Source organism: Ruegeria sp. HKCCA5491 (genome assembly GCF_013034565.1).
Lineage (GTDB): Bacteria > Pseudomonadota > Alphaproteobacteria > Rhodobacterales > Rhodobacteraceae > Ruegeria.
Window position 1 is genome coordinate 88,401 of record NZ_WQGG01000010.1, and the last position, 19,239, is coordinate 107,639.

The 19,239-nt window shown below is 55.1% G+C and carries 22 protein-coding genes and 1 other RNA gene; 11 read left to right on the forward strand and 12 right to left on the reverse strand.

Annotation, left to right across the window (positions count from 1 at the left end):
* The 11 genes from bamA to GOV88_RS14215 form a co-directional block, all read right to left on the reverse strand.
* On the reverse strand, positions 1-2,361 hold the full coding sequence (gene bamA / locus GOV88_RS14170) for an outer membrane protein assembly factor BamA (RefSeq protein ID WP_171240841.1): 2,361 nt from the start codon (positions 2,359-2,361) through the stop codon (positions 1-3).
* A 127-nt stretch (positions 2,362-2,488) separates the two neighbouring features.
* Positions 2,489-2,617 (reverse strand): hypothetical protein, encoded by a 129-nt coding sequence (locus tag GOV88_RS20640; RefSeq protein WP_255431721.1) that lies wholly within the window; start codon positions 2,615-2,617, stop codon positions 2,489-2,491.
* 90 nt (positions 2,618-2,707) lie between these two features.
* Entirely contained in the window at positions 2,708-4,060 is a 1,353-nt protein-coding gene (rseP, locus tag GOV88_RS14175) for an RIP metalloprotease RseP (RefSeq protein ID WP_171240842.1), read from the reverse strand.
* Between the two features lie 4 nt (positions 4,061-4,064).
* Positions 4,065-5,237 carry a 1-deoxy-D-xylulose-5-phosphate reductoisomerase gene (dxr, locus tag GOV88_RS14180; protein WP_171240843.1) on the reverse strand — a complete coding sequence of 391 codons (1,173 nt, stop codon included), beginning with the start codon at positions 5,235-5,237 and terminating at the stop codon, positions 4,065-4,067.
* Positions 5,237-6,019, reverse strand: coding sequence for a phosphatidate cytidylyltransferase (locus GOV88_RS14185; protein WP_171121384.1), 783 nt, complete (start codon positions 6,017-6,019; stop codon positions 5,237-5,239). The genes dxr and GOV88_RS14185 overlap by 1 nt, the downstream gene beginning before the upstream one ends.
* Complete coding sequence (locus GOV88_RS14190; protein ID WP_171121383.1) at positions 6,016-6,747, reverse strand: isoprenyl transferase; 732 nt, start codon at positions 6,745-6,747, stop codon at positions 6,016-6,018. The genes GOV88_RS14185 and GOV88_RS14190 overlap by 4 nt, the downstream gene beginning before the upstream one ends.
* Positions 6,748-6,754: 7 nt before the next feature.
* Entirely contained in the window at positions 6,755-7,318 is a 564-nt protein-coding gene (gene frr / locus GOV88_RS14195) for a ribosome recycling factor (RefSeq protein ID WP_171121382.1), read from the reverse strand.
* A gap of 185 nt (positions 7,319-7,503) precedes the next feature.
* The gene (gene acuI / locus GOV88_RS14200; RefSeq protein WP_171121381.1) at positions 7,504-8,499 is read right to left on the reverse strand and encodes an acryloyl-CoA reductase; all 996 of its coding nucleotides are present in this window, start codon (positions 8,497-8,499) and stop codon (positions 7,504-7,506) included.
* 45 nt (positions 8,500-8,544) lie between these two features.
* Complete coding sequence (locus tag GOV88_RS14205) at positions 8,545-9,648, reverse strand: dimethylsulfoniopropionate demethylase (protein WP_171240844.1); 1,104 nt, start codon at positions 9,646-9,648, stop codon at positions 8,545-8,547.
* Positions 9,649-9,660: 12 nt separating this feature from the next.
* Positions 9,661-10,365, reverse strand: a complete 705-nt coding sequence (locus tag GOV88_RS14210) for a DUF1326 domain-containing protein (protein ID WP_171121379.1) — start codon at positions 10,363-10,365, stop codon at positions 9,661-9,663.
* A 4-nt stretch (positions 10,366-10,369) separates the two neighbouring features.
* Positions 10,370-11,161, reverse strand: a complete 792-nt coding sequence (locus tag GOV88_RS14215) for a DUF2182 domain-containing protein (RefSeq protein WP_371808246.1) — start codon at positions 11,159-11,161, stop codon at positions 10,370-10,372.
* A gap of 85 nt (positions 11,162-11,246) precedes the next feature.
* Here GOV88_RS14215 and GOV88_RS14220 point away from each other — a divergent pair, with 85 nt between their 5' ends.
* The 7 genes from GOV88_RS14220 to GOV88_RS14250 all read left to right on the forward strand — a co-directional run bounded on the left by GOV88_RS14220 (position 11,247) and on the right by GOV88_RS14250 (position 15,992).
* Positions 11,247-11,978: a FadR/GntR family transcriptional regulator gene (locus GOV88_RS14220; protein WP_171240909.1), complete on the forward strand. Its 732-nt coding sequence runs from the start codon at positions 11,247-11,249 to the stop codon at positions 11,976-11,978.
* Between the two features lie 10 nt (positions 11,979-11,988).
* Complete coding sequence (locus tag GOV88_RS14225) at positions 11,989-12,351, forward strand: DUF4345 family protein (protein ID WP_171121377.1); 363 nt, start codon at positions 11,989-11,991, stop codon at positions 12,349-12,351.
* Positions 12,352-12,388: 37 nt separating this feature from the next.
* Positions 12,389-12,735: a transfer-messenger RNA gene (ssrA, locus tag GOV88_RS14230) on the forward strand.
* A 94-nt stretch (positions 12,736-12,829) separates the two neighbouring features.
* Positions 12,830-13,261, forward strand: coding sequence for an ester cyclase (locus tag GOV88_RS14235; RefSeq protein WP_171240845.1), 432 nt, complete (start codon positions 12,830-12,832; stop codon positions 13,259-13,261).
* A gap of 130 nt (positions 13,262-13,391) precedes the next feature.
* A complete protein-coding gene (locus tag GOV88_RS14240) occupies positions 13,392-14,207 on the forward strand; it encodes a sulfurtransferase/chromate resistance protein (protein WP_171240846.1) in 816 nt (271 codons plus the stop codon).
* Positions 14,204-15,457 (forward strand): chromate efflux transporter, encoded by a 1,254-nt coding sequence (gene chrA / locus GOV88_RS14245; protein WP_171240847.1) that lies wholly within the window; start codon positions 14,204-14,206, stop codon positions 15,455-15,457. The genes GOV88_RS14240 and chrA overlap by 4 nt, the downstream gene beginning before the upstream one ends.
* Positions 15,458-15,533: 76 nt before the next feature.
* The gene (locus tag GOV88_RS14250) at positions 15,534-15,992 is read left to right on the forward strand and encodes an SspB family protein (RefSeq protein ID WP_171240848.1); all 459 of its coding nucleotides are present in this window, start codon (positions 15,534-15,536) and stop codon (positions 15,990-15,992) included.
* A gap of 17 nt (positions 15,993-16,009) precedes the next feature.
* On the opposite strand, the gene GOV88_RS14255 is transcribed toward GOV88_RS14250, so the two are convergent.
* Positions 16,010-16,546, reverse strand: a complete 537-nt coding sequence (locus tag GOV88_RS14255) for a hypothetical protein (RefSeq protein ID WP_254447346.1) — start codon at positions 16,544-16,546, stop codon at positions 16,010-16,012.
* Between the two features lie 234 nt (positions 16,547-16,780).
* On the opposite strand from GOV88_RS14255, the gene fumC reads away from it, so the two are divergent.
* The 4 genes from fumC (at position 16,781) to GOV88_RS14275 (ending at position 19,236) form a co-directional block, all read left to right on the forward strand.
* Positions 16,781-18,175, forward strand: a complete 1,395-nt coding sequence (gene fumC / locus GOV88_RS14260; protein WP_171121372.1) for a class II fumarate hydratase — start codon at positions 16,781-16,783, stop codon at positions 18,173-18,175.
* Entirely contained in the window at positions 18,175-18,351 is a 177-nt protein-coding gene (locus GOV88_RS14265) for a DUF4169 family protein (protein ID WP_171211531.1), read from the forward strand. The genes fumC and GOV88_RS14265 overlap by 1 nt, the downstream gene beginning before the upstream one ends.
* The gene (locus GOV88_RS14270; RefSeq protein ID WP_171121370.1) at positions 18,348-18,563 is read left to right on the forward strand and encodes a ribbon-helix-helix domain-containing protein; all 216 of its coding nucleotides are present in this window, start codon (positions 18,348-18,350) and stop codon (positions 18,561-18,563) included. Before GOV88_RS14265 ends, GOV88_RS14270 begins: the two co-directional genes overlap by 4 nt.
* Positions 18,564-18,630: 67 nt before the next feature.
* Complete coding sequence (locus GOV88_RS14275; protein WP_171240849.1) at positions 18,631-19,236, forward strand: DNA-3-methyladenine glycosylase I; 606 nt, start codon at positions 18,631-18,633, stop codon at positions 19,234-19,236.
* The last annotated feature ends 3 nt before the right edge of the window (positions 19,237-19,239 follow it).

Here is a 19,239-nt window from a genome sequence, read left to right on the forward strand (position 1 = left end):
TCAGAATTGCGCCTGAATGGTCAGGTCGAAATTCTGCTCCTGGTCGAAGTCTTCTTTCTTTAGTGCCTTCGAGAAGTTGAACCGCAAAGGTCCAAACGGTGTTTCCCAAAGCACCGACACCCCTATGACGTGGCGAATTGAGCCATTTGCACCAACGATATCAGCACCGGCCGTATTCACATCGTCGATGTTATACAGGTTACCCACGTCATAGAACACGCCACCGCGTAGTCCCAGTTCCTCGGGCAGGCCCAGCGGGAAGTCCGATTCAAATCTGGCAACCCAGTAGTAGTTGCCGCCAATCGCGTCGTCCTGACCGTTGGACAGATCGCGCGGACCAAGACCCGCGGGTTCAAAGCCGCGGAACGTGTTCGGACCAAGCACAAACCGGTCGATCGTCCGGCTAAAGTCGTCGCCTCTCCAATGCAGTGCACCCGCTTCAAGCGTGGCACGCAAGACGACTTCTTCGCTGAGCACACGGGTTTGAGCGATCGCTCTGGCGGTTGATTTGTAGTACTCGTTGTCTCCGCCCAGTCCGGCGGCATCAAGACCAACTTCGAACAACACACCAGCATTCGGGTTCAGACCGCCAATCCGGCTGTCGTACACATAGGAAACGCCCAAGGAACTGGTTGTACGCTTACCCTGATCAATCTCTGACGAAATCACAGCGCCGTTTACTTCGTCATCCTGTTGCGTCATCTCGCTGCGGTCCCAGCCATAGCGCACGCGCAAGGCGGAAAGTTCACCAATCGAGTAGCTAAGCTGTGGGTTGAAGAAAACCCGTTCTGTGTCGTAGCTTGCAAAGCTCGAGTTCGTGGACGCAAGGCCCAGACCAAGATCAAAACGCAACCTACGTCCCAACAGGTAGGGTTCGGTGAAGTTCAGCGTATATTGCTCGGCATCCTGCGCGGTCGACAGGGTCACACCCAGATTCTGACCTCGGCCAAGGAAGTTCGATTCATTCAGGCCGATTGCAATCCCGAAACCGTCGGAAACCGAGTAGCTACCACCAAGGCTCAGCGAGCCGGTCGGCTGCTCTTCCACGTCCACGTCGACGATGACCTGGCTGGCCGTCGAGCCTTCGCGCGGTTCAACGTCTGCCACCGCAAAGAAGCCCAGTGCACGGATACGTTCGGCTGCCTGCCGGATTTCGCGCGGATTGAAAGGATCGCCTTCAACGGTGTCGAACTGACGGCGAATGACACGGTCCAGCGTTGTGGTGTTGCCTTCAATGTCGATCCGTTCAACAAAGATGCGCGGTCCTTTGGTCAGGACGAACTGAACATCCAACGTCAGGTCGCGTGGGTTACGAGTGACACGCGGTTCGACGCGCAGGAAATCAACGCCCTGCTTGATACCCAAACGCTCCTGACGAGCGATCGAGTTCTCAACCAACGACGGTGAATAAGTCACACCGGGCTTGATTTTTAACGCCTGCTGATACGGAGCCGCATCGACGCCGGGAATTTCGCTGACAGTCGAGATCTTACCGAACGAGAACTTTTGCCCTTCGGTGATATTCATCACTAGGAAGAACGCATCACGTTCGCGGGTGAATTCCACATTCGCGCTGTTGACGCGAAAGTCGACATAGCCGCGAGACAGATAGAAATCGCGGATGACCTGTTTGTCGAATTCGATCCGGTCCGCGATAAACGTGTCGCCCCGCAGGAAAGTCCGCAGGAAATTGGCTTGCTTGGTCTCAAGCACCCGACGCAAGCGGCGGTCGGAAAACGCGCGGTTGCCGACAAAGCTGACGCGCTCAACCTCGATTGTCGTGCCTTCAGCAATTTCAAAGACAAGATCAACGCGGTTGTCGCTGCGGCGTATGATGCGCGGAATAACGGTGGCCGACACCCTGCCCTGCGCCGAGTAAATCTCTGCGATCAGATCTGCGTCGGCTTCGGCGACCTGTGGCGTGAACACGCGGCGTGGCTGAGACGAGATTGCTTCGATCAGAACGTCATCTTTTACGCGGCGGTTTCCTTCGATGCTGATCTGGTTGATCGTCGGGTATTCCTGAACCTCGATCAGCAGAGTATTGCCGCGCGGGGTCAGTTCGACTGTCTCAAAAACACCACTGTCAAGCAAACGCTGAAACGCGTCGTTCAATTCTCCGGCGGTCACGGTCTGACCGGGCTGGATGCCAGTACGGGCAATAATCGTGGATGTTTCGATCCTACGGTTCCCGTCAACGTCGAAGGAATTGATGGTGTAACTCTGCGCCTGTGCGACCTGCGGCGCCGACACTAAACTCACTAAAACAATAAGGGAAAAAACGGATAGCGTTCGCCACAAAATATTGTTTGTTAGCTTTTGCCCCCCGCAGGATGTGCCTGCGCCTCGCCTATCAGTCATATTTTTCTCTACCCAAATTTTCAGGACTTTAGGTTTGAGTAGCGGTATTCAGAAATCTTGTCAAAAGCCCAAAAAGTAAAGCGACCCAGAAGGTCGCCAACTGTTGTTTTTCAGTGGAATGCGAGAATCACATCGTGATCAGATAAGCGCATCCAAACATCGCCAAGGCGGTCGCGCCGAAGAACAGGATCGAGTCCCAGTTCAACAGGAATAGGAAGCTGAAGCTTTTATACGACTTTTGCAGGGCCCGTGTCATGGCATCCTCTGAAACAATCATCCGATTGCCATAGAGATTACTCATAAATTGGGGCGGAATTGCGGCCTTTCCGCGCCGAACGCGCCACAATCAGCAGAACAAATCGTTGGATACCGAGAAAAGCATCAAGCCCAAGATCAACGATACACCGACACCCATCAGCACGCGCAGTACACCATCGCTGGGTGGTTTACCTGCAACCGCCTCGTAAGCGTAGAAAACCAGATGCCCGCCATCCAAAGCCGGGATGGGAAACAGGTTCAAAAGACCAACCGCTGTCGACAGTACCGCTATGAAAAAGATGAAGTTCTGCGCGCCTTGGCTTGCCATCGCCCCTGAGGTTTCGGCGATACCGATAGGCCCTGACATGTTACATGTACTGATAGCACCTGTAACCATATGCCAAATCCCCGAAAGGGATCCTTCAACGATCCGAATTGTCTGCCTTACGCCACCGGAAAGGGAATCGCCGATACCCGCCGGTTCCGTAGCTGGTTCCAGCATCATGCCGCCGACAATCCCGATCCGCCAATGGGTGACAAAACCGCCGTCCGGCTGAGGTTCATCGGTGCGGCGTGGTGCCAGCGCAAACTCCAGCTCTGCTCCGTCGCGCCATACATCCAGCAAAAGAACCTTGCCGTCAGACGCTTCCACATGGTCCTTCAACTGTTCGAACGCAAAGATCGGCTCACCGTCAACCGCAGTGATGACGTCACCCTGCTTCAGGTCGATATCCATTGCGGCGCTGCGCGGGGCCACCTGCTGGATTAGCGGAGGCATCAGCCAGGGGGCGGAAACGTCCAATGTCTGACCATCTCTGACGACCGTGTAGTCCAGCACAGGTTCAACTGGTAGCGCTTCCAAGAATTCGGACCACACCCCCTCTTCTCCAAATTCGGGTAGTGGAACGCCTGCGATGGCGATGATCTCATCCCCGTCACGAAGCTCCTGAACCGTACCCGGCAAGGGGGCGAGTGCGCCAACCGTCAACGGCTCTTTCGTTACGCCCTGAGACAGGAAGATCATCCCAAAAACCAAGATGGACATGGCGAAATTGAAAACTGGCCCGGCAGCGACCGTCGCCGCACGTGCCCAAAGCGGCGCGCCATGCATCGTTCTGCGCAACTCTTCCGAGCTTTGCTGCGTGATCTCGGACATGGCGGCTTCGTCCTTGCCCGATGCCGCATTGGCGTCGCCCAGAAATTTCACATATCCGCCAAAGGGTAGCGCCGCGATCTGCCACCGTGTTCCACGCTTGTCGACTCGGCTCCAAAGGACTGGGCCAAACCCGATCGAGAATACCTCGGCGTGGATCCCAGACCACCGACCCACGATATAGTGGCCGTATTCATGCACCGCCACGATCACCGACAACGCAATGACAAACGCAACAATGGTGTAAACCAGATTACCGAATTGGGGGATCAGTGAAAGTACGTCCAAAATTCTATCCTGCGCGTTGGGCTACGGTTTCATCTACCCACTTACGTGCCAGATGGTCCGTTTGCAGCACGTTATCAAGTGTCAAAGGGGCATCAATAAGGCTGCTTTCGGCCTCTGCTCTGTCCAGAGCGGTTTCGACGATGTCAGCCATTTCCAAAAAGCCGATCTTGCGGTCGATAAAATGATCCAGCGCCCGTTCCTTGCCCGCGTTGAAGATTGCGCCTGACAACCCGCCCCGCTCCATCACATGACGCGCCAGCCTTAGGGCCGGGTATCGTGCCTCGTCCGGGTCGTGGAACCGAAGTTGACCCAATTTTGCAAGGTTCAACCGGTCAACCGGCAGGTCGCGTCGGTCCGGCCAATTCAGGGCGTATCCTATGGCGTGACGCATGTCGGGCGCACCCATATGGGCCATGACCGCGCCATCAGTAAATCCCACCAAGGAATGAACGATGGATTCGGGATGAACCAATACTTCGATCTGACTTGGTGCGACGCCGAAGAACTCTTTTGTCTCAATCAATTCCAGGGCTTTGTTGAACATCGACGCGCTGTCGATAGTAATCCTCTGGCCCATATTCCAATTTGGGTGGCTTGACGCCTGTTCGACCGTGGCGCTTGCCAAATCGCTAAGGGGCCAGTCGCGAAATGCTCCGCCGCTTGCCGTTATGATGATACGTTCGACGGCCTGCATATCCTCGCCAACCAGTGCTTGAAACACGGCAGAGTGTTCGCTGTCGACAGGCAGAAGCTTTGCGTCATGCTTGCGCGCTGTCTCAAGCACTAGAGCGCCTGCGCAGACCAGCGTTTCCTTGTTGGCCAGTGCAAGGGTTGCGCCTTGCTTCAGCGCCTCAAGGCCAGGCGGAAGGCCTGCCGAGCCGACAATGGCCGACATAACCCAGTCTGCCGGACGCGCGGCTGCTTCGGTCAGGGCTTGCTGTCCGGCGGCCGCTTCAATACCGCTGCCCGCCAATGCGTCGCGAAGATCGCCCAGCCTGTCCTCGTGGGCTGTCACAGCCAAGTCGGCGTTCAAACGACGCGCGTCCTTGGCAAGCTGTTCAATCTTGGCGCCCCCAGTAAGTGCAACGACGTCATATGCAGACGGGTCCCTGCCAATCAAGTCTATCGTGTTTTGGCCGATGGAACCCGTCGCGCCAAAAATTGAAACTTTGCGCATTACATTGCACCCGGAGTGTAAATCAGACCGGCAATCAACACGAACAACGCGGCCCCCATCATCCCATCGAAGCGATCCAGAAAGCCACCATGGCCAGGGATAAGGTTCGAGCTGTCCTTTACTCCGAACTTACGTTTGGTGGCGCTTTCTATGATGTCTCCGGCCTGACTTGCCATCGAAGCCAGTACCGAAACCAGAACGAACAAGACGCCAAATCCGGCATAGACGGCAAAAATAGTCCCGACCACCGCAGCGGCGACCCACCCGCCGGCGGTGCCCGACCACGTTTTCTTAGGGCTGACTTTCGGCCAGAATTTCGGGCCGCCAAATGCCTTGCCGACGAAATAACCCGCAACATCTGTGGCGACCACGACGGCAATCAACCAGACCATCCAGCCAAAGCCCATATTTTCGCGGATTGAGATGAACCCAAGGCCCGCAGCGGCAATCCACACGGCAAACAGTGCATATGTCCCCTTGGCGCGACTGATCTGCCCCGCCCCGACAAGGGCTGGTGCCAGCAGGAACGGCAACTTATAAAGCGGCGGCACGTGGTAGCTTAGAACAACGGCCACACCCGTCAGGATAGACAATTGCACAGCCACCGCAGTTCGATCCGGGTCGATCATCCGGACCAGTTCCCATGTCATCAGGCCACAAGCAATTGCGATGAAGGCTTCAAACCAAAGACCGCCCAGCCAAACCTCGATCGAGCCAATCGCGACAAGAACTGCCGCCGACAGGACGCGCGCCGTCAGGTCAGACCATCGGCCTTCGCTCATGCTGAAATTGCTCCGAACCGACGCTCTCGCGTCCCGAAATTGCGGCACAAACGTTCGAGTTCCTCTGCGGTGAAATCAGGCCACAGCGTGTCGATAAACTCATATTCCGAGTAGGCGGATTGCCACAGAAGGAAATTGGAAATCCTTGCTTCACCGCTTGTGCGTATAACAAGGTCAGGATCCGGAAGAACATGTGTGTCCAGATACTTGGGCAGGGTTTCCTCATCCACATCTTCTGGTTTCAGACGCCCTTCCGCGACATCCTTTGCCAGACGTTTGGTGGCCCGTGCGACCTCATCCCGACCGCCATAGTTGATGGCAATGGTCAAGTGTACCAGATCATTGTTCTTGGTAGCGTCTTCCAGAGTATCCATCAGGTCGATAAGCTTTCGATCCAGACGAACGCGATCACCGATGAACCGAACCCGCACCCCATTGTTGGTCAGGTTTCGTGTTTCCTTGATGATATAGCGCCGGAACAAACTCATCAGACCGGCAACTTCTGCCTGTGTGCGTTTCCAGTTTTCGGTCGAGAACGCAAAGACGGTCAGATATTTTACTCCCAGGCCCGGGCACGCCTCGACCACGTCACGCACGCGGCGCGCGCCTGCCTGATGCCCGAACAGGCGCGGCCTGCCCCGTGCCTGAGCCCAGCGACCGTTGCCATCCATGATTATGGCAACGTGACGAGGACCATCCACTGGTGCAGTATGTGCGGTGTCGGGCATAGTGGCGTCAAACCTGCATGATTTCAGACTGCTTCGTTTCAAGCGCGGCGTCGACGGACTTGATCATCTCGTCGGTCAGGTCCTGAACTTCGCTTTCCCAGAACTTCTGGTCGTCTTCGGACATTCCGTCAGCCTTGGCTTTCTTGATCTGGTCCATACCGTCACGGCGTACATTGCGGATCGAGACCCGTGCATGTTCTGCATACTGTCCCGCGACCTTGCCAAGCTCGCGGCGGCGTTCTTCGTTCAATTCGGGGATCGGCAGCATAATGATCGTGCCGTTCAGTTGAGGGTTAATTCCCAACCCGCTTTCACGAATGGCCTTTTCGACTTTGCCGACAAGACCTTTGTCCCACACGTTGACCGTAACCATACGGGGTTCGGGAACGTTTACCGTGCCAACCTGATTGATTGGGGTCATGGAGCCATAGGCGTCAACCATTATTGGTTCCAGCATCGACGCTGACGCGCGACCAGTCCGCAGTGACGCAAACTCGGTTCTGAGGTTGGACATGGCGCCATCCATGCGGCGCTTTAGATCGTCAGTGTCCAGTTCGAAATCGTCAGACATGCTGCTCACTCCCCGTGTTCAGGTGCTATTTGCTAGGCTCATAAGACATCACGGTTGGGATGTATAGCAATGATGATGGGGAAATGCGTCAATGACCAGAGTTGTTTCCGGTATTTTCGAGTTCTTCAGAAGGCAAAAAGACCGACCGGTCCACTGACCGGTCGGTCCCCAGGAAGACTTCGGGATCAGGCGTTTACGTCTACAACAACACGCCCTTTAACCTGCCCTTTAAGGATATCGCCCCCCAATTGTGGCAGATCATTCAGCGTGGCGGGTTGAATCATCGCATCAAGCTTGTCCATCGGCAGGTCGGTTGCCACCCTTTGCCACGCACGCACGCGGTTTTCATAAGGCTGCATCACGCTGTCGATGCCCAAAAGATTCACGCCACGCAACAAGAACGGAATGACCGAGGCCGGAAGCCCTGCCCCTCCGGCCAGACCAACCGCTGCAACAGATGCCCCATACTTCATCTGACCCAGAACGCGCGCCAGCATCTCGCCGCCTACCGCGTCGACGCATCCCGCCCACGTTTCGCTCTCCAACGGGCGTTTGACAGTCTCGTTCAGGTCCTCACGCGGAACGATGGTGGTCGCACCCAGTGATTTGAGGTATTCGCCCGCTTCTGGGCGGCCGGTGACGGCTGCGACCTCATAGCCGAGATTGGCAAGAATTGCGGTCGCTACAGATCCGACACCACCAGCGGCGCCAGTTACCAAAACAGGTCCGTTACCAGGTGTCAGACCGTGGTCTTCCAGCGCCATTACGGCCAGCATGGCCGTGAATCCCGCAGTACCAACTGCCATCGCCTGCCGCGTGTTCAGTCCGTCGGGCAAAGGCACCAGCCAATCGGCCAAAGCGCTGGCTCTTTGCGCATATCCACCCCAATGAGCTTCGCCGACGCGCCAGCCGGTTGAAACCACTTTGTCACCGGGTTTGTAGCGATCGTCGGTCGAAGATTCGACTGTACCGCTGTAATCGACGCCGGGCACGTGAGGATAGTTTCTGACCAGTCCGCCGCCCTTTGCAGACAAGCACAGGCCGTCCTTGTAGTTCACGGTAGAATATTCGACAGCCACGGTGACTTCACCGTGAGGCAGGTCATCAGTCGAAAGCTGCTTTATCGAGGCGCTTGCAAGCCCGCTTTCTTCATCCTTATCCATAACCAGCGCGTTAAACATATGATTTCCTTTCATTTCTTGTGTGCTGCACGTCTGGCGACGTGATCAAATCCAGAATTTTTCCTGAACGACGGCGCGGCGTGTTCCTTGCGGTGTTTCAACCATGACTTCAGTTCCCGCGTCCCAATGGCTCAGCCGGAGCATCCCAATCGACACGTTTGTCTTGAAGTCAGGGGACCATGCGGCCGAGGTCACCTGCCCTACCCGTTTACCGCCGGCCAAAATCGGCCACGTGCCATGACAGGCAGGTACCGGGTCTCCGTCGATTGCCAGGGGCCGAATTTGCTGAACCGGGCCCTCCTTGGCCACGCGCAACAAAGCGTCCCGCCCGATGCAACCGATGGCCGTATGCGTGTTGCAGAACTTGCCCAAGCCACATTCATGCGGCGTGTTGTCGTCGGTCATATCATTGCCGTATGACAGTAAACCGCCTTCGATGCGTTCAATTAGGTTCGGACATCCCGCACGAACGTTCAGGTCCTTTCCTGCCTCGAACAAGGCGTTCCACAGCGGCATCCCGATGTCGGACCCTTCGACATAAATCTCGAACCCGCCCTGTTTGGAATACCCTGACCGGGCCACGGCCAGATCGCGCCCTTGAAAGTCGAACATGTCGAACTTGAAAAAGCGGACGTCCCGAACGCGATCACCAAAGACCCGTGACATCAATTCGTCCGCCTTGGGGCCTTGCACTGCAAGCGGTGACACGTCTGGCTCATCAACGAGCACGTCTAGACGGTATCCGTTCGCAATGCCCTTGACCCACAGCAGCAAATCGCTGTCTGCAATCGAGATCCACCAACGGTCTTCAGACAGTTTCACTGCGACGGGATCATTCAACATCCCGCCGGTTTCATCTACGATGGGAACATAGAAACACTGCCCCGGAAGCATGCCCCGCAGATCACGCGGAGTCAGCATCTGCATCAAGCGCGTCGCTTCTGGCCCGCGCAATTCCACCTGCCGCTCGCATGAGACATCCCATACCTGAACATGGGTTTTCAGATGTCGGTAATCGTCTTCGACGGATTCGAAAACCGTTGGCAAAAGCATGCGGTTGTAAACCGTGTATGCCTTGACACCCGCAGCCTCAACGCCTTCGGAAAAAGGGGTACGGCGCAAACGACGGGAAAGCGAAATCTGTGCCATTGCAAATCCTCGCTACTTGGGGCCGTGCCAGTCGATCGGGCAGATTTCCGCAGACTTTCCACCAAAGTCCCAGACCCTGCCATAATCGCGCACCTTGGACTTTGTTCCACGGGCGACAATGATATCTGGCCCCATCCAGTATTTGGAGTTGGATACCATGACCGGATGGTCGGCATCTTTGCCTGCCATCATTTCGATCTCGCCCTGAATTTTGCGGCCAATCGAGATGCGGCGTTTGTTCCCGTCACGCTCAATCTGCACCGGGGCGCGTTCGGCGCCAATTATTTCGCTTACCAACATGGTGAACAGACCGGTTGTACCGCCCGCCTGACCGCTGAAGATTTGCAGCAAGCCGTTATAAGCTTTTCCGCTGGAACGTTCGTCCACGTAGGCGGCGACTTTCCATTGGCCCTCGCCCATTCGACCCGGAATATCGACCAACAGCCCGACATTCAGCCCCGAGAGGTCTTCGCCTTCATAGTGACCTTCGTCGATGATCACGCCCATCCATGCATGGCAATGCCCTTCCGTCGGAGGGTGCGCCCCCAGGGATACGACGCATGGGCAGAACACATCGCAGGAACAGTTAAGTATCAGCTCACCCTTGATCGCCCAATCTGTCGGGCTCATTTCGCGCCGCTTTGGATTGGGCATACGGCTGTCGATGCGCTGGCTGATCGGTAAACGGTCAGCGTCTTGTTTTCTGTTTTTAGCCATATACTTATCCTCCGTAAGCAAAAGGGTAAACGAGCAGAACAAGTCCGCCCGCTATCAGAGCAAACCCCAGCGGCCGCGTCACGGCGTGCCCGATCTGAGGTAGTTTTTCGAAAACCATGAACAGGGTCGCCAGACCCATCCACAACAGGCTCATCACGCCGCCGACAAACCCAAGCGCCATGAAGCCCCAACAACATCCCACGCAAAACGCGCCCAGGCCTAGCCCCATGCGCAGCCCGCCGGAAAACCCTGTTTTCCAATGGCCCAGAAAATAGGTCATCGGGGCGTGGCACACGCCATGGCAGACTTCTTTTGCGCGGGTGAATTGGAACGCTCCAACGGCGATAAGTAGCCCGGCAGCAAGTATGTTGGACTTGGAAACGCCCAGCATATCCACCACGCCGCCATACAGAAGAACAAGCTGCACGCCGGTGATGAGCGCGGCAAAGCCGACCCAAACCAGAAAATAGCCGCTAAGAACGCCAAGCCATCCAGCACGCGTACCATCAGCACTGCGGATCAGGTCATCATAACTGCGCAAGGTTGGAACCAGCGTGGGCAGCATCATGGCCGCCATCATAATCGCCCACATCCAGAACAAAGGGCCGAACTCGGCCATGGGCATGTACATATCCATGCGCGGGTCCATGGCTGCCATCGCCTGACCCATCGGGCCCGGGCGGCCAATCCAGTCAAGGTCCATGTCACGGCTCATGGCAAACATCATCCACCACGCCCAAAGGATCAAAGCATAGAAGCCCAGCCAAAAGCCGTTACGTAGAACTGCGCGACTCACTTGTGCCTCCCGACTCAATCCTTGCTTTTCAAATGTCAGACTTTTAAATGTCAGACAAATAAAAATTAGAAAAATGTCTAAGATTATGAAAATCGACCCTCAAAAACCTGTAGATCTCTCCGCGCAGATCGCTCAGGCTATCCGCGACGCGATCATCTCAGGGCAGTTGATCGTTGATGAGCGGTTGCCGTCCGAAGCGGAACTTGCCGATCAATTTCAGGTTTCGCGCCCGACCGTCCGCGAAGCCCTGAAACGGCTTGCTGCACAGTCTCTGATCCGTACGCAGCGGGGCGCGACCGGTGGGGCCTTTGTCAATCGTCTAAGCTTTGAAGACGCGTATTCGCAGCAAATCACGACATCGACCCTTTTGCTGTCTATGAACGCCGTGGACTTCGATACCGCGTGTGAAGCCCGCTATGCGCTGGAACGCGCCTGTGCGCCTTTGTCGGCACAGCGTCGAACAGCGGATCAATTGGCAACGATGCGGGCTGAAATTTTCAGACAAGAACAACCCGGCCTTACGGATGAGGCATTTTGTGCCTCAGACGTGGCCTTTCATCGCGCGTTGGTCGACGGTGCAGGAAATCCGGTTCTGTCCTACCAATTGGCGGGCGCGGTTGAGGCGATGCAGCCCTTGATGAACATGATTACCTTTACGGAAAGATCACGCGAAGAGATCATCTCGCTGCACAGCCGGATCGTGGATGCTCTGCAAGAAAGAGAACCCGACATTGTTGATGAAACACTCGTAAAGCTGGAAAACTATACCCGAAAGCTGGCGCAGGATGTCGCTGATCGGCGCAAAAAAACTGTTTAATGAGGGCATGATGACCACAGGACTTAATGTAATTGCCGCGATCCTGACCATCGGTTTCGGCTTGTTTGGATTCCTTGCCCCGGCCTTCACCGCAGCCTCGCTGGACTTGGCTCCAACCGACAGCAATATGGGGTTGAGCGAAATGCGCGCGTCGGTCGGAGGGCTGTTTGTCGTGACCGGTGCAGTGGTTTTGCTGCTGAATAATCCAATGGGCTATGTGATGCTGGGTGTCGTCTATGCGGGTGCCGCACTGGGGCGGTTCGTATCGGTCGTGCTGGACAATCCACCACTGGTCAAGGCACTGACCTTCGGTGGAATCGAATTGGTCCTGGCGTTGTGGCTGATCCTCGCGAACTTCAACAAGACCACCTAATTATCTAAAATTTATAAGAAAGACTGCAGATGTTTCCGCGTTTGCATCCGGGCGTATGCTCACTTATATAGAGAGAGTCCTTCGGGACTATAGACATAAACGCGCTCGTAATAAGCGGATCGGACCCGGGGGCGGTACCCGGCGGCTCCACCAATATCTCTCGTTTGGGGATCATGGGGCCGAAATAGGATCGACGAACGTCTAAAGGGGTTAGCTTTGTCTCGGCTGTCTGCCACCGTTACCGGCGAAAATAGTACAATTGCAAACGACAATCGTGCTCCGGTTGCAGTTGCTGCGTAAGCAGTAACAAGACCGAAACTTAAGCCCTTGCGCCTAGCCGCGTAAGGCGGGGTTCGCAGGTACCTGGCAACAGAAACCTGCATTTTCCCAAAGTCGCTCCGGAAGTCTTCTGTTCTTATGTTCAGAGTTTATTCACTGATTGCAGTGATGCTCTGTTCATAAAGACAGGAGAACTGAGATGTCGCATGCAGAAGTGCTCAGAGAGTGGTATTCTGAGGTTTGGGAAAACGGCAATACCGACGCAATCGACCAATACTTTGCCCCGGAAGCCATGGCTGAGGGGCTGATCCCGGAAATGCAGGTCGGCGCGGACGAACTTCGCGATTTGGTCATGGCATTTCGGCATATTCTGGGCGACATACAGGTCAACATTCCCAAGATTATCGAGGATGGGGATTGGGTTTCGGCGATTCTGCATGTCAGCACAACCCGGGCCGACAACGGTGCCCCGCTGCAGGCAACCGGAAGCATGATCGGGCGTATCAAAAACGGGCGCGTCGTTGAGGCGTACAACCAGTTTGACTTTATTTCACTGTTCGAGCAGCTCGGCCAATTTCCACAAGACACCCTGCCCGTCTGCATGACAGGTCAAAGGCTGGATTGGGCCTGAGAGTCCCGGCAAGAAATCTTGACCCCCCTGTCCCAAGCACTGTAGCAAGGGGCATGGGGTAAGATTGCGAACGCCCCGTGAGGCGCCTGCCCAAGTTTCGCATGTATCCGACTAACACAGGAAACATGCTATGCCCGCGCCCAATTCGATGACCCCCAAGCAGCTGTTACGATTGATCGGAACACCTCAAGCCCCGGTGTTGGTCGACATTTGCGTCGATGAAGACTTTCAAAAGGACCCTTTCCTGATACCGGGATCGTTCCGCCGTTCCGCCCTTGATTTTGACAGCTTGAAAGAGACCGTTGGCGACCGCCCTGCTGTGATCATCTGCCAAAAGGGCAAGAAACTAAGCCAAGGAGTTGTTTCCTGGTTGCGAAGTGAGGGGGTAGATGCCGAGTATCTGGACGGCGGGATGCATGCGTGGCGGAAAACACCAGATGCGCCACGGATCCCCGCATCAACTCTCTCTGGATTGGGGGGTGAGAATACTCTTTGGGTCACGCGCCATCGGCCAAAGATTGACCGTATAGCCTGCCCCTGGTTGATCCGACGGTTTGTGGACCCCAAAGCGCGGTTTCTGTTCGTAGCCCCGAATGAGTTTCAGAGTGTTGCAGACGCTTTCGAAGCCACCCCCTTTGACGTCGAAAACGTGTTCTGGAGCCACCGTAACGACCAGTGCACCTTTGATACGATGCTGGATGAATTTGCCCTGCGCACCCCAGCATTGGATCGGATGGCAACCGTTATTCGCGCGGCGGATACAAACAGTCATGACCTATCCCCCGAAGCCGCGGGATTGCTGGCGATCTCTGTAGGCCTGTCCCGGCAATACCGCGATGATCACCAGAATCTTGTGGCCGGACTGCAGCTATATGATGCGCTGTATCGCTGGGCACGCGACGGTTTCGAAGAACGTCACGACTGGCCAACGGACAAGAAATCATGACGCCGACTATTGCCGACTTGATCAGGGTTTTCGGACGGATTGGGCTGTTGTCTTTCGGCGGGCCCGCCGCGCAGATTTCGTTGATGCATCAGGAATTGGTGGAAAAGCGTCCGTGGCTGGATGAGCAGACGTATCTTAGGGCGTTGTCCCTGTGCATGTTGCTGCCCGGGCCAGAAGCTATGCAGTTGGCCACATTCGCTGGATGGCGTCTTCGTGGGGTATCAGGCGGTCTGATCGCAGGTGGTCTTTTCGTTCTGCCCGGGGCCCTTGTCATATCGGTTCTGGTTGGGCTCTACGCTGCGTTTGGCACTCTGCCTTTGGTTCAGGCCGGCTTTCTTGGCATTAAGGCGACTGTGATTGTGATCGTGCTGCAGGCTTTGCATAAACTGTCACGCAAGGCTTTGTCGGACACCGAACATCGCATTATCGCCGGGTTGGGGTTTTTGGCAATTTTTGCGTTGAACCTGCCCTTTCCTCTGATCATCCTGGCGGCCGCCGTTTGGGGATACGCACGGTACAAAAATACAGGTGCTCAGGTGAGCTCCTCACCGCCCGTATCGGCGACGCATCCGGTTCGAACCTGCGTAATTTGGTTGAGTCTATGGCTGACCCCTTTGTTTCTGTTGGGACTAGCAGGACAAAAACTGCTGAGTGATCTGGGTTGGTTCTTTGCCCGCCTTGCAGTTGTCACCTTTGGTGGCGCTTACGCAGTCCTTGCGTATATGACACAGACAGTTGTGGACAAGTATCAGTGGATCAACACAGACCAGATGATTGACGCCCTTGGGCTTGCCGAGACAACTCCGGGACCTCTAATTCTGGTAACACAGTTTGTCGCCATGCTGACGGGCCAGATCGAAGGCGGTGTGTCTTTGGCGATCGCAGCAGGTGCAGTCGCGCTTTGGGCGACGTTCGCACCATGTTTCCTCTGGATATTTCTTGCCGCGCCGTATCTGGAACACTTGGCCGCGCGCCCACGACTGTCCGCTGCGTTGCATGGGATAACGGCGGCCGTAGTGGGTGTGATTCTCAATCTGTCCGTTTGGTTTGGCCTTAATGTTCTGTTTGGCGATATTTCGCAGAAACAGCTGGGCATTGCCTCGGTTCCGTGGCCTGATCCAGCCAGTCTAAATCCGTCGGCGGTAGTGCTGACAATGTTGGCTGGGGTGTTGATATTCAAACTAAAATTTGGCATGGGGCTGACGCTGGCGGTCATGGCTGCGGCTGGTATCGGATTTCATTTTCTTTGAACAACCTGTGAATACGCGGCCTTTCGTTTCCGTTGGAATCCCTTATGCTTGGGGTAATTACTTTTGAGGATGGCACATGTCGCAGGACATTGATTATGGCAACTTGATGCACACCGCCATGCGCGGCCTTATCAAGACTGTTTTGACAGAAGTTTCCGAGCGCGGCCTACCCGGTGCGCATCATTTCTTTATCACTTTTGACACAGGCCACGACGGCGTCGAGCTGGCGGATTGGCTGCGCGAGCGTTACCCCGATGAAATGACTATCGTCATGCAGCATTGGTTCGAAAACCTCGAGGTGGGTGACAACGGATTCGCAATTACGCTGAACTTCGGGGATGCGCCAGAACCCCTTTATATTCCCTACGCGTCGATTAAGACATTTGTGGACCCGTCAGTCGAATTCGGCCTTCGCTTTGAAAGCCCGGAAGATGACGAAGAAATGCCGCACGTCGCCGAGGAAACGATCCAGGTAGAAGAACCTCAGGATCAACATGATGCGGATGTAGTGTCACTAGACAGCTTTCGGAAGTAATTATTCCCGGGCTTGTTCTACTGACGTTTTAGAAAGGTCTCCACCGACCGGGATTTGATCCCATTTCGGAACCTTGAAAATGAAAGGTTTAATCCGCCGTCGGCAAGCGTCCGGTCAAATTGCTGAAGTTCGTATCCGCCGTTTTCGTCAATAAACAACGAAAACACAGTCATAGTGTCCCCTTCGATCCGGCCCCAAACAAAGGGCTCGCCCTGCATCGGGTCCAATGGGACTTCGTGACCGAAGACATTCCGTCTCATTGCGGCAGAATAAACGTCCGACCGTTCGGATTCTTTGAAATCAATCGAAAAAGATTGCTCTTTCACACGGCCATCCGCTTTGTACGTCGTGGTTTTCCAACTGACATTGAAGCCGTCCTTGGTGGCTTGGATTGACACGCTCATATCACGCGGTGTTTCGCTGCCGTCCTGATCCACAACATTCGCCGAACCGACGTAATCGCCAACAAAATCTTCAATGTCTGCGGCGCGGGCCTGAAGGCTGAATAAGAAAACGAAAAGAGTGATGCCCGTGAAAAAGGCGAAGAATTTCAGGGGGTGAAGCCGTGTTAGTTGGGCCACCTTAGCCTCCAAATTTATGATCTGTTTATCTTAGCCTACCCGGTGGCACAGACAATGGCGCGAATTGTCATTGGTTCAAGAAAAATCAGGCACGCGCTTATCTATACCTTTCCATTCCCTAAGTTTAAGGTGCGCGAAACTGGCCGATTGCATGGTGGCTCTGCTGCAGGTAAACGGCATACGACTGTATACACGACGGAGTGACCGATGTCTCAGACCCGCACCGAATCCGATAGCTTTGGCCCGCTGGAAGTTCCTTCTGACAAATATTGGGGCGCGCAAACTCAGCGTTCAATCATGAACTTCCCGATTGGATGGGAAAAGCAGCCCGTCGCCATCGTTCGCGCGCTTGGTGTGATCAAAAAAGCCTGTGCGATGGAGAACAAGGCGATCGGCAAGCTTGACGCCAAGATCGCGGACGCAGTTATTCAGGCCGCTGGCGAGGTGATCGAGGGCAAGTTTGACGACAACTTCCCGCTTGTCGTTTGGCAAACCGGATCGGGTACGCAGTCCAACATGAACTCGAACGAGGTGATTGCGAACCGCGCGATCGAGATTTTGGGCGGCGTGATCGGCTCGAAGGATCCGGTTCATCCCAATGATCACTGCAATATGGGGCAATCGTCCAACGACACCTTCCCAACCGCGATGCACATCGCCACCGCCATGAGCGTGCGCGATGTTCTGCTGCCTGGACTGGAAAAACTGGCGTCGGGGCTCGAGAAGAAATCCGAGGAATTCAGCGAGATCATCAAGATCGGGCGCACGCATACACAGGATGCCACGCCTCTGACACTGGGTCAGGAATTCAGTGGATATGCGCATCAAATTCGTCAGGGTATCGAACGGGTAAAGGCCGCGATGCCCGGAATTTATGAATTGGCACAAGGCGGTACGGCCGTCGGAACCGGCCTGAACACGCATGACGGCTGGAGCGAAGCCGTCGCTGCCAATATGGCCGAGATTACTGATCTGCCCTTCGTCACCGCCCCAAACAAGTTCGAGGCTTTGGCGTCGCACGATGCGATGGTCTTCCTGTCTGGTGCTTTGGCGACCATTGCAGGAAGCTGCTACAAAATTGCGAATGACATCCGCCTGTTGGGCTCTGGTCCGCGCTCGGGTCTGGGTGAACTGATCTTGCCTGAAAATGAGCCCGGATCGTCTATCATGCCGGGCAAGGTAAATCCAACGCAGGCCGAGGCGATTACCCAAGTCGCCGCGCATGTTATGGGCAATGACGCCGCAATCAAATTCGCGGGCAGCCAGGGACATTTTGAACTGAACGTCTATAACCCAATGATGTCCTACAACCTGCTGCAGTCCATTCAGTTGTTGGGCGACGCTGCCGACAGCTTTACCGAGCGCATGTTGATGGGCATTCAGGCTAACGAGCCTCGGATCGAAAAGTTGATGAAAGAATCTCTGATGCTGGTGACCGCTCTGGCCCCCACGATCGGGTATGATAATGCTACGACCGTCGCAAAAACGGCCCACAAGAATGGGACAACCCTCAAGGAAGAGGCGATCGCCCTTGGGTTTGTTGACGAAGAAACCTTTGACGCAGTGGTCCGTCCGGAACACATGATCGGACCCAAAAGCTGATGGGAAAGCCGGTTAACCTCAACCGGTATCGAAAAGAAAAAGCGCGGGCTGAGAAAAAAGCCCGCGCGGATCAGAACTCTGTCGCATTCGGGCGCAGCAAGGCTGAAAAAGAAGTCCTGCAAAAACAACAGGAAAAGCAACGCTCAGACCTCGACAAGCACGAGTTGGATAAATGAGCGGCCGCCCTGTCAAACGATCTTTGACGCTCAAAGGGCACAGGACATCCGTGTCGTTGGAGGATGAGTTTTGGCTGGCGTTTCGGGATATCGCCAAGTCAAAGAATACTCCAATCAATGCGTTAGCTGCGGAAATTGATGTGCAGCGGGACCCAGATGTGGGGCTTGCATCGGCCATCCGCGTTTTCATTCTGAATTGGTACCGGGCCTGACGGAAAGCGGTTGAGTTTTTCGAACATTACTATTTAGTGTCATATGGGAACAAAGGGGGTACATTTAATGAGCAAGACCGTAGCCGGGCCAGATGGCAAACCACGCTGTGCATGGTGTAACTCCGCGCCTGAGTTTTTTGACTACCACGATCAGGAATGGGGTTATCCGGTTGCGGACGACCAGCGGCTATTCGAAAAACTGTGCCTCGAGAGTTTTCAGTCTGGCCTAAGTTGGCGCACGATCTTGTCTAAACGCGAGAACTTTAGAAAAGCGTTTAAACACTTTGATTTCACACAGGTGGCTGAGTTTGATGAGGCTGATGTTAACCGTCTGCTTCAGGACGAAGGGATCGTTCGCCATCGTGGAAAGATCGAAGCTGTTATCAACAATGCCCGGCGTGCCCAGGAACTAGTTGCAGCCGAAGGATCCCTTGCCGCCTACGTCTGGAGGTTTGAGGCTGATACGCCAGAAAACCCGCAAACAGCTTCAACATCGCCAGAATCTATTGCGATGTCGAAAGACCTTAAGAAACGGGGGTGGAAATTTGTAGGGCCAACAACGGTATTCGCCTTTATGCAGGCGATGGGTCTGGTGAACGACCATGCTGTTGGTTGCATCATGCGCGAAAAAGCGGCGCAGTTGCGCCGCGATTTCACGAAACCAGTAAGCTAACCG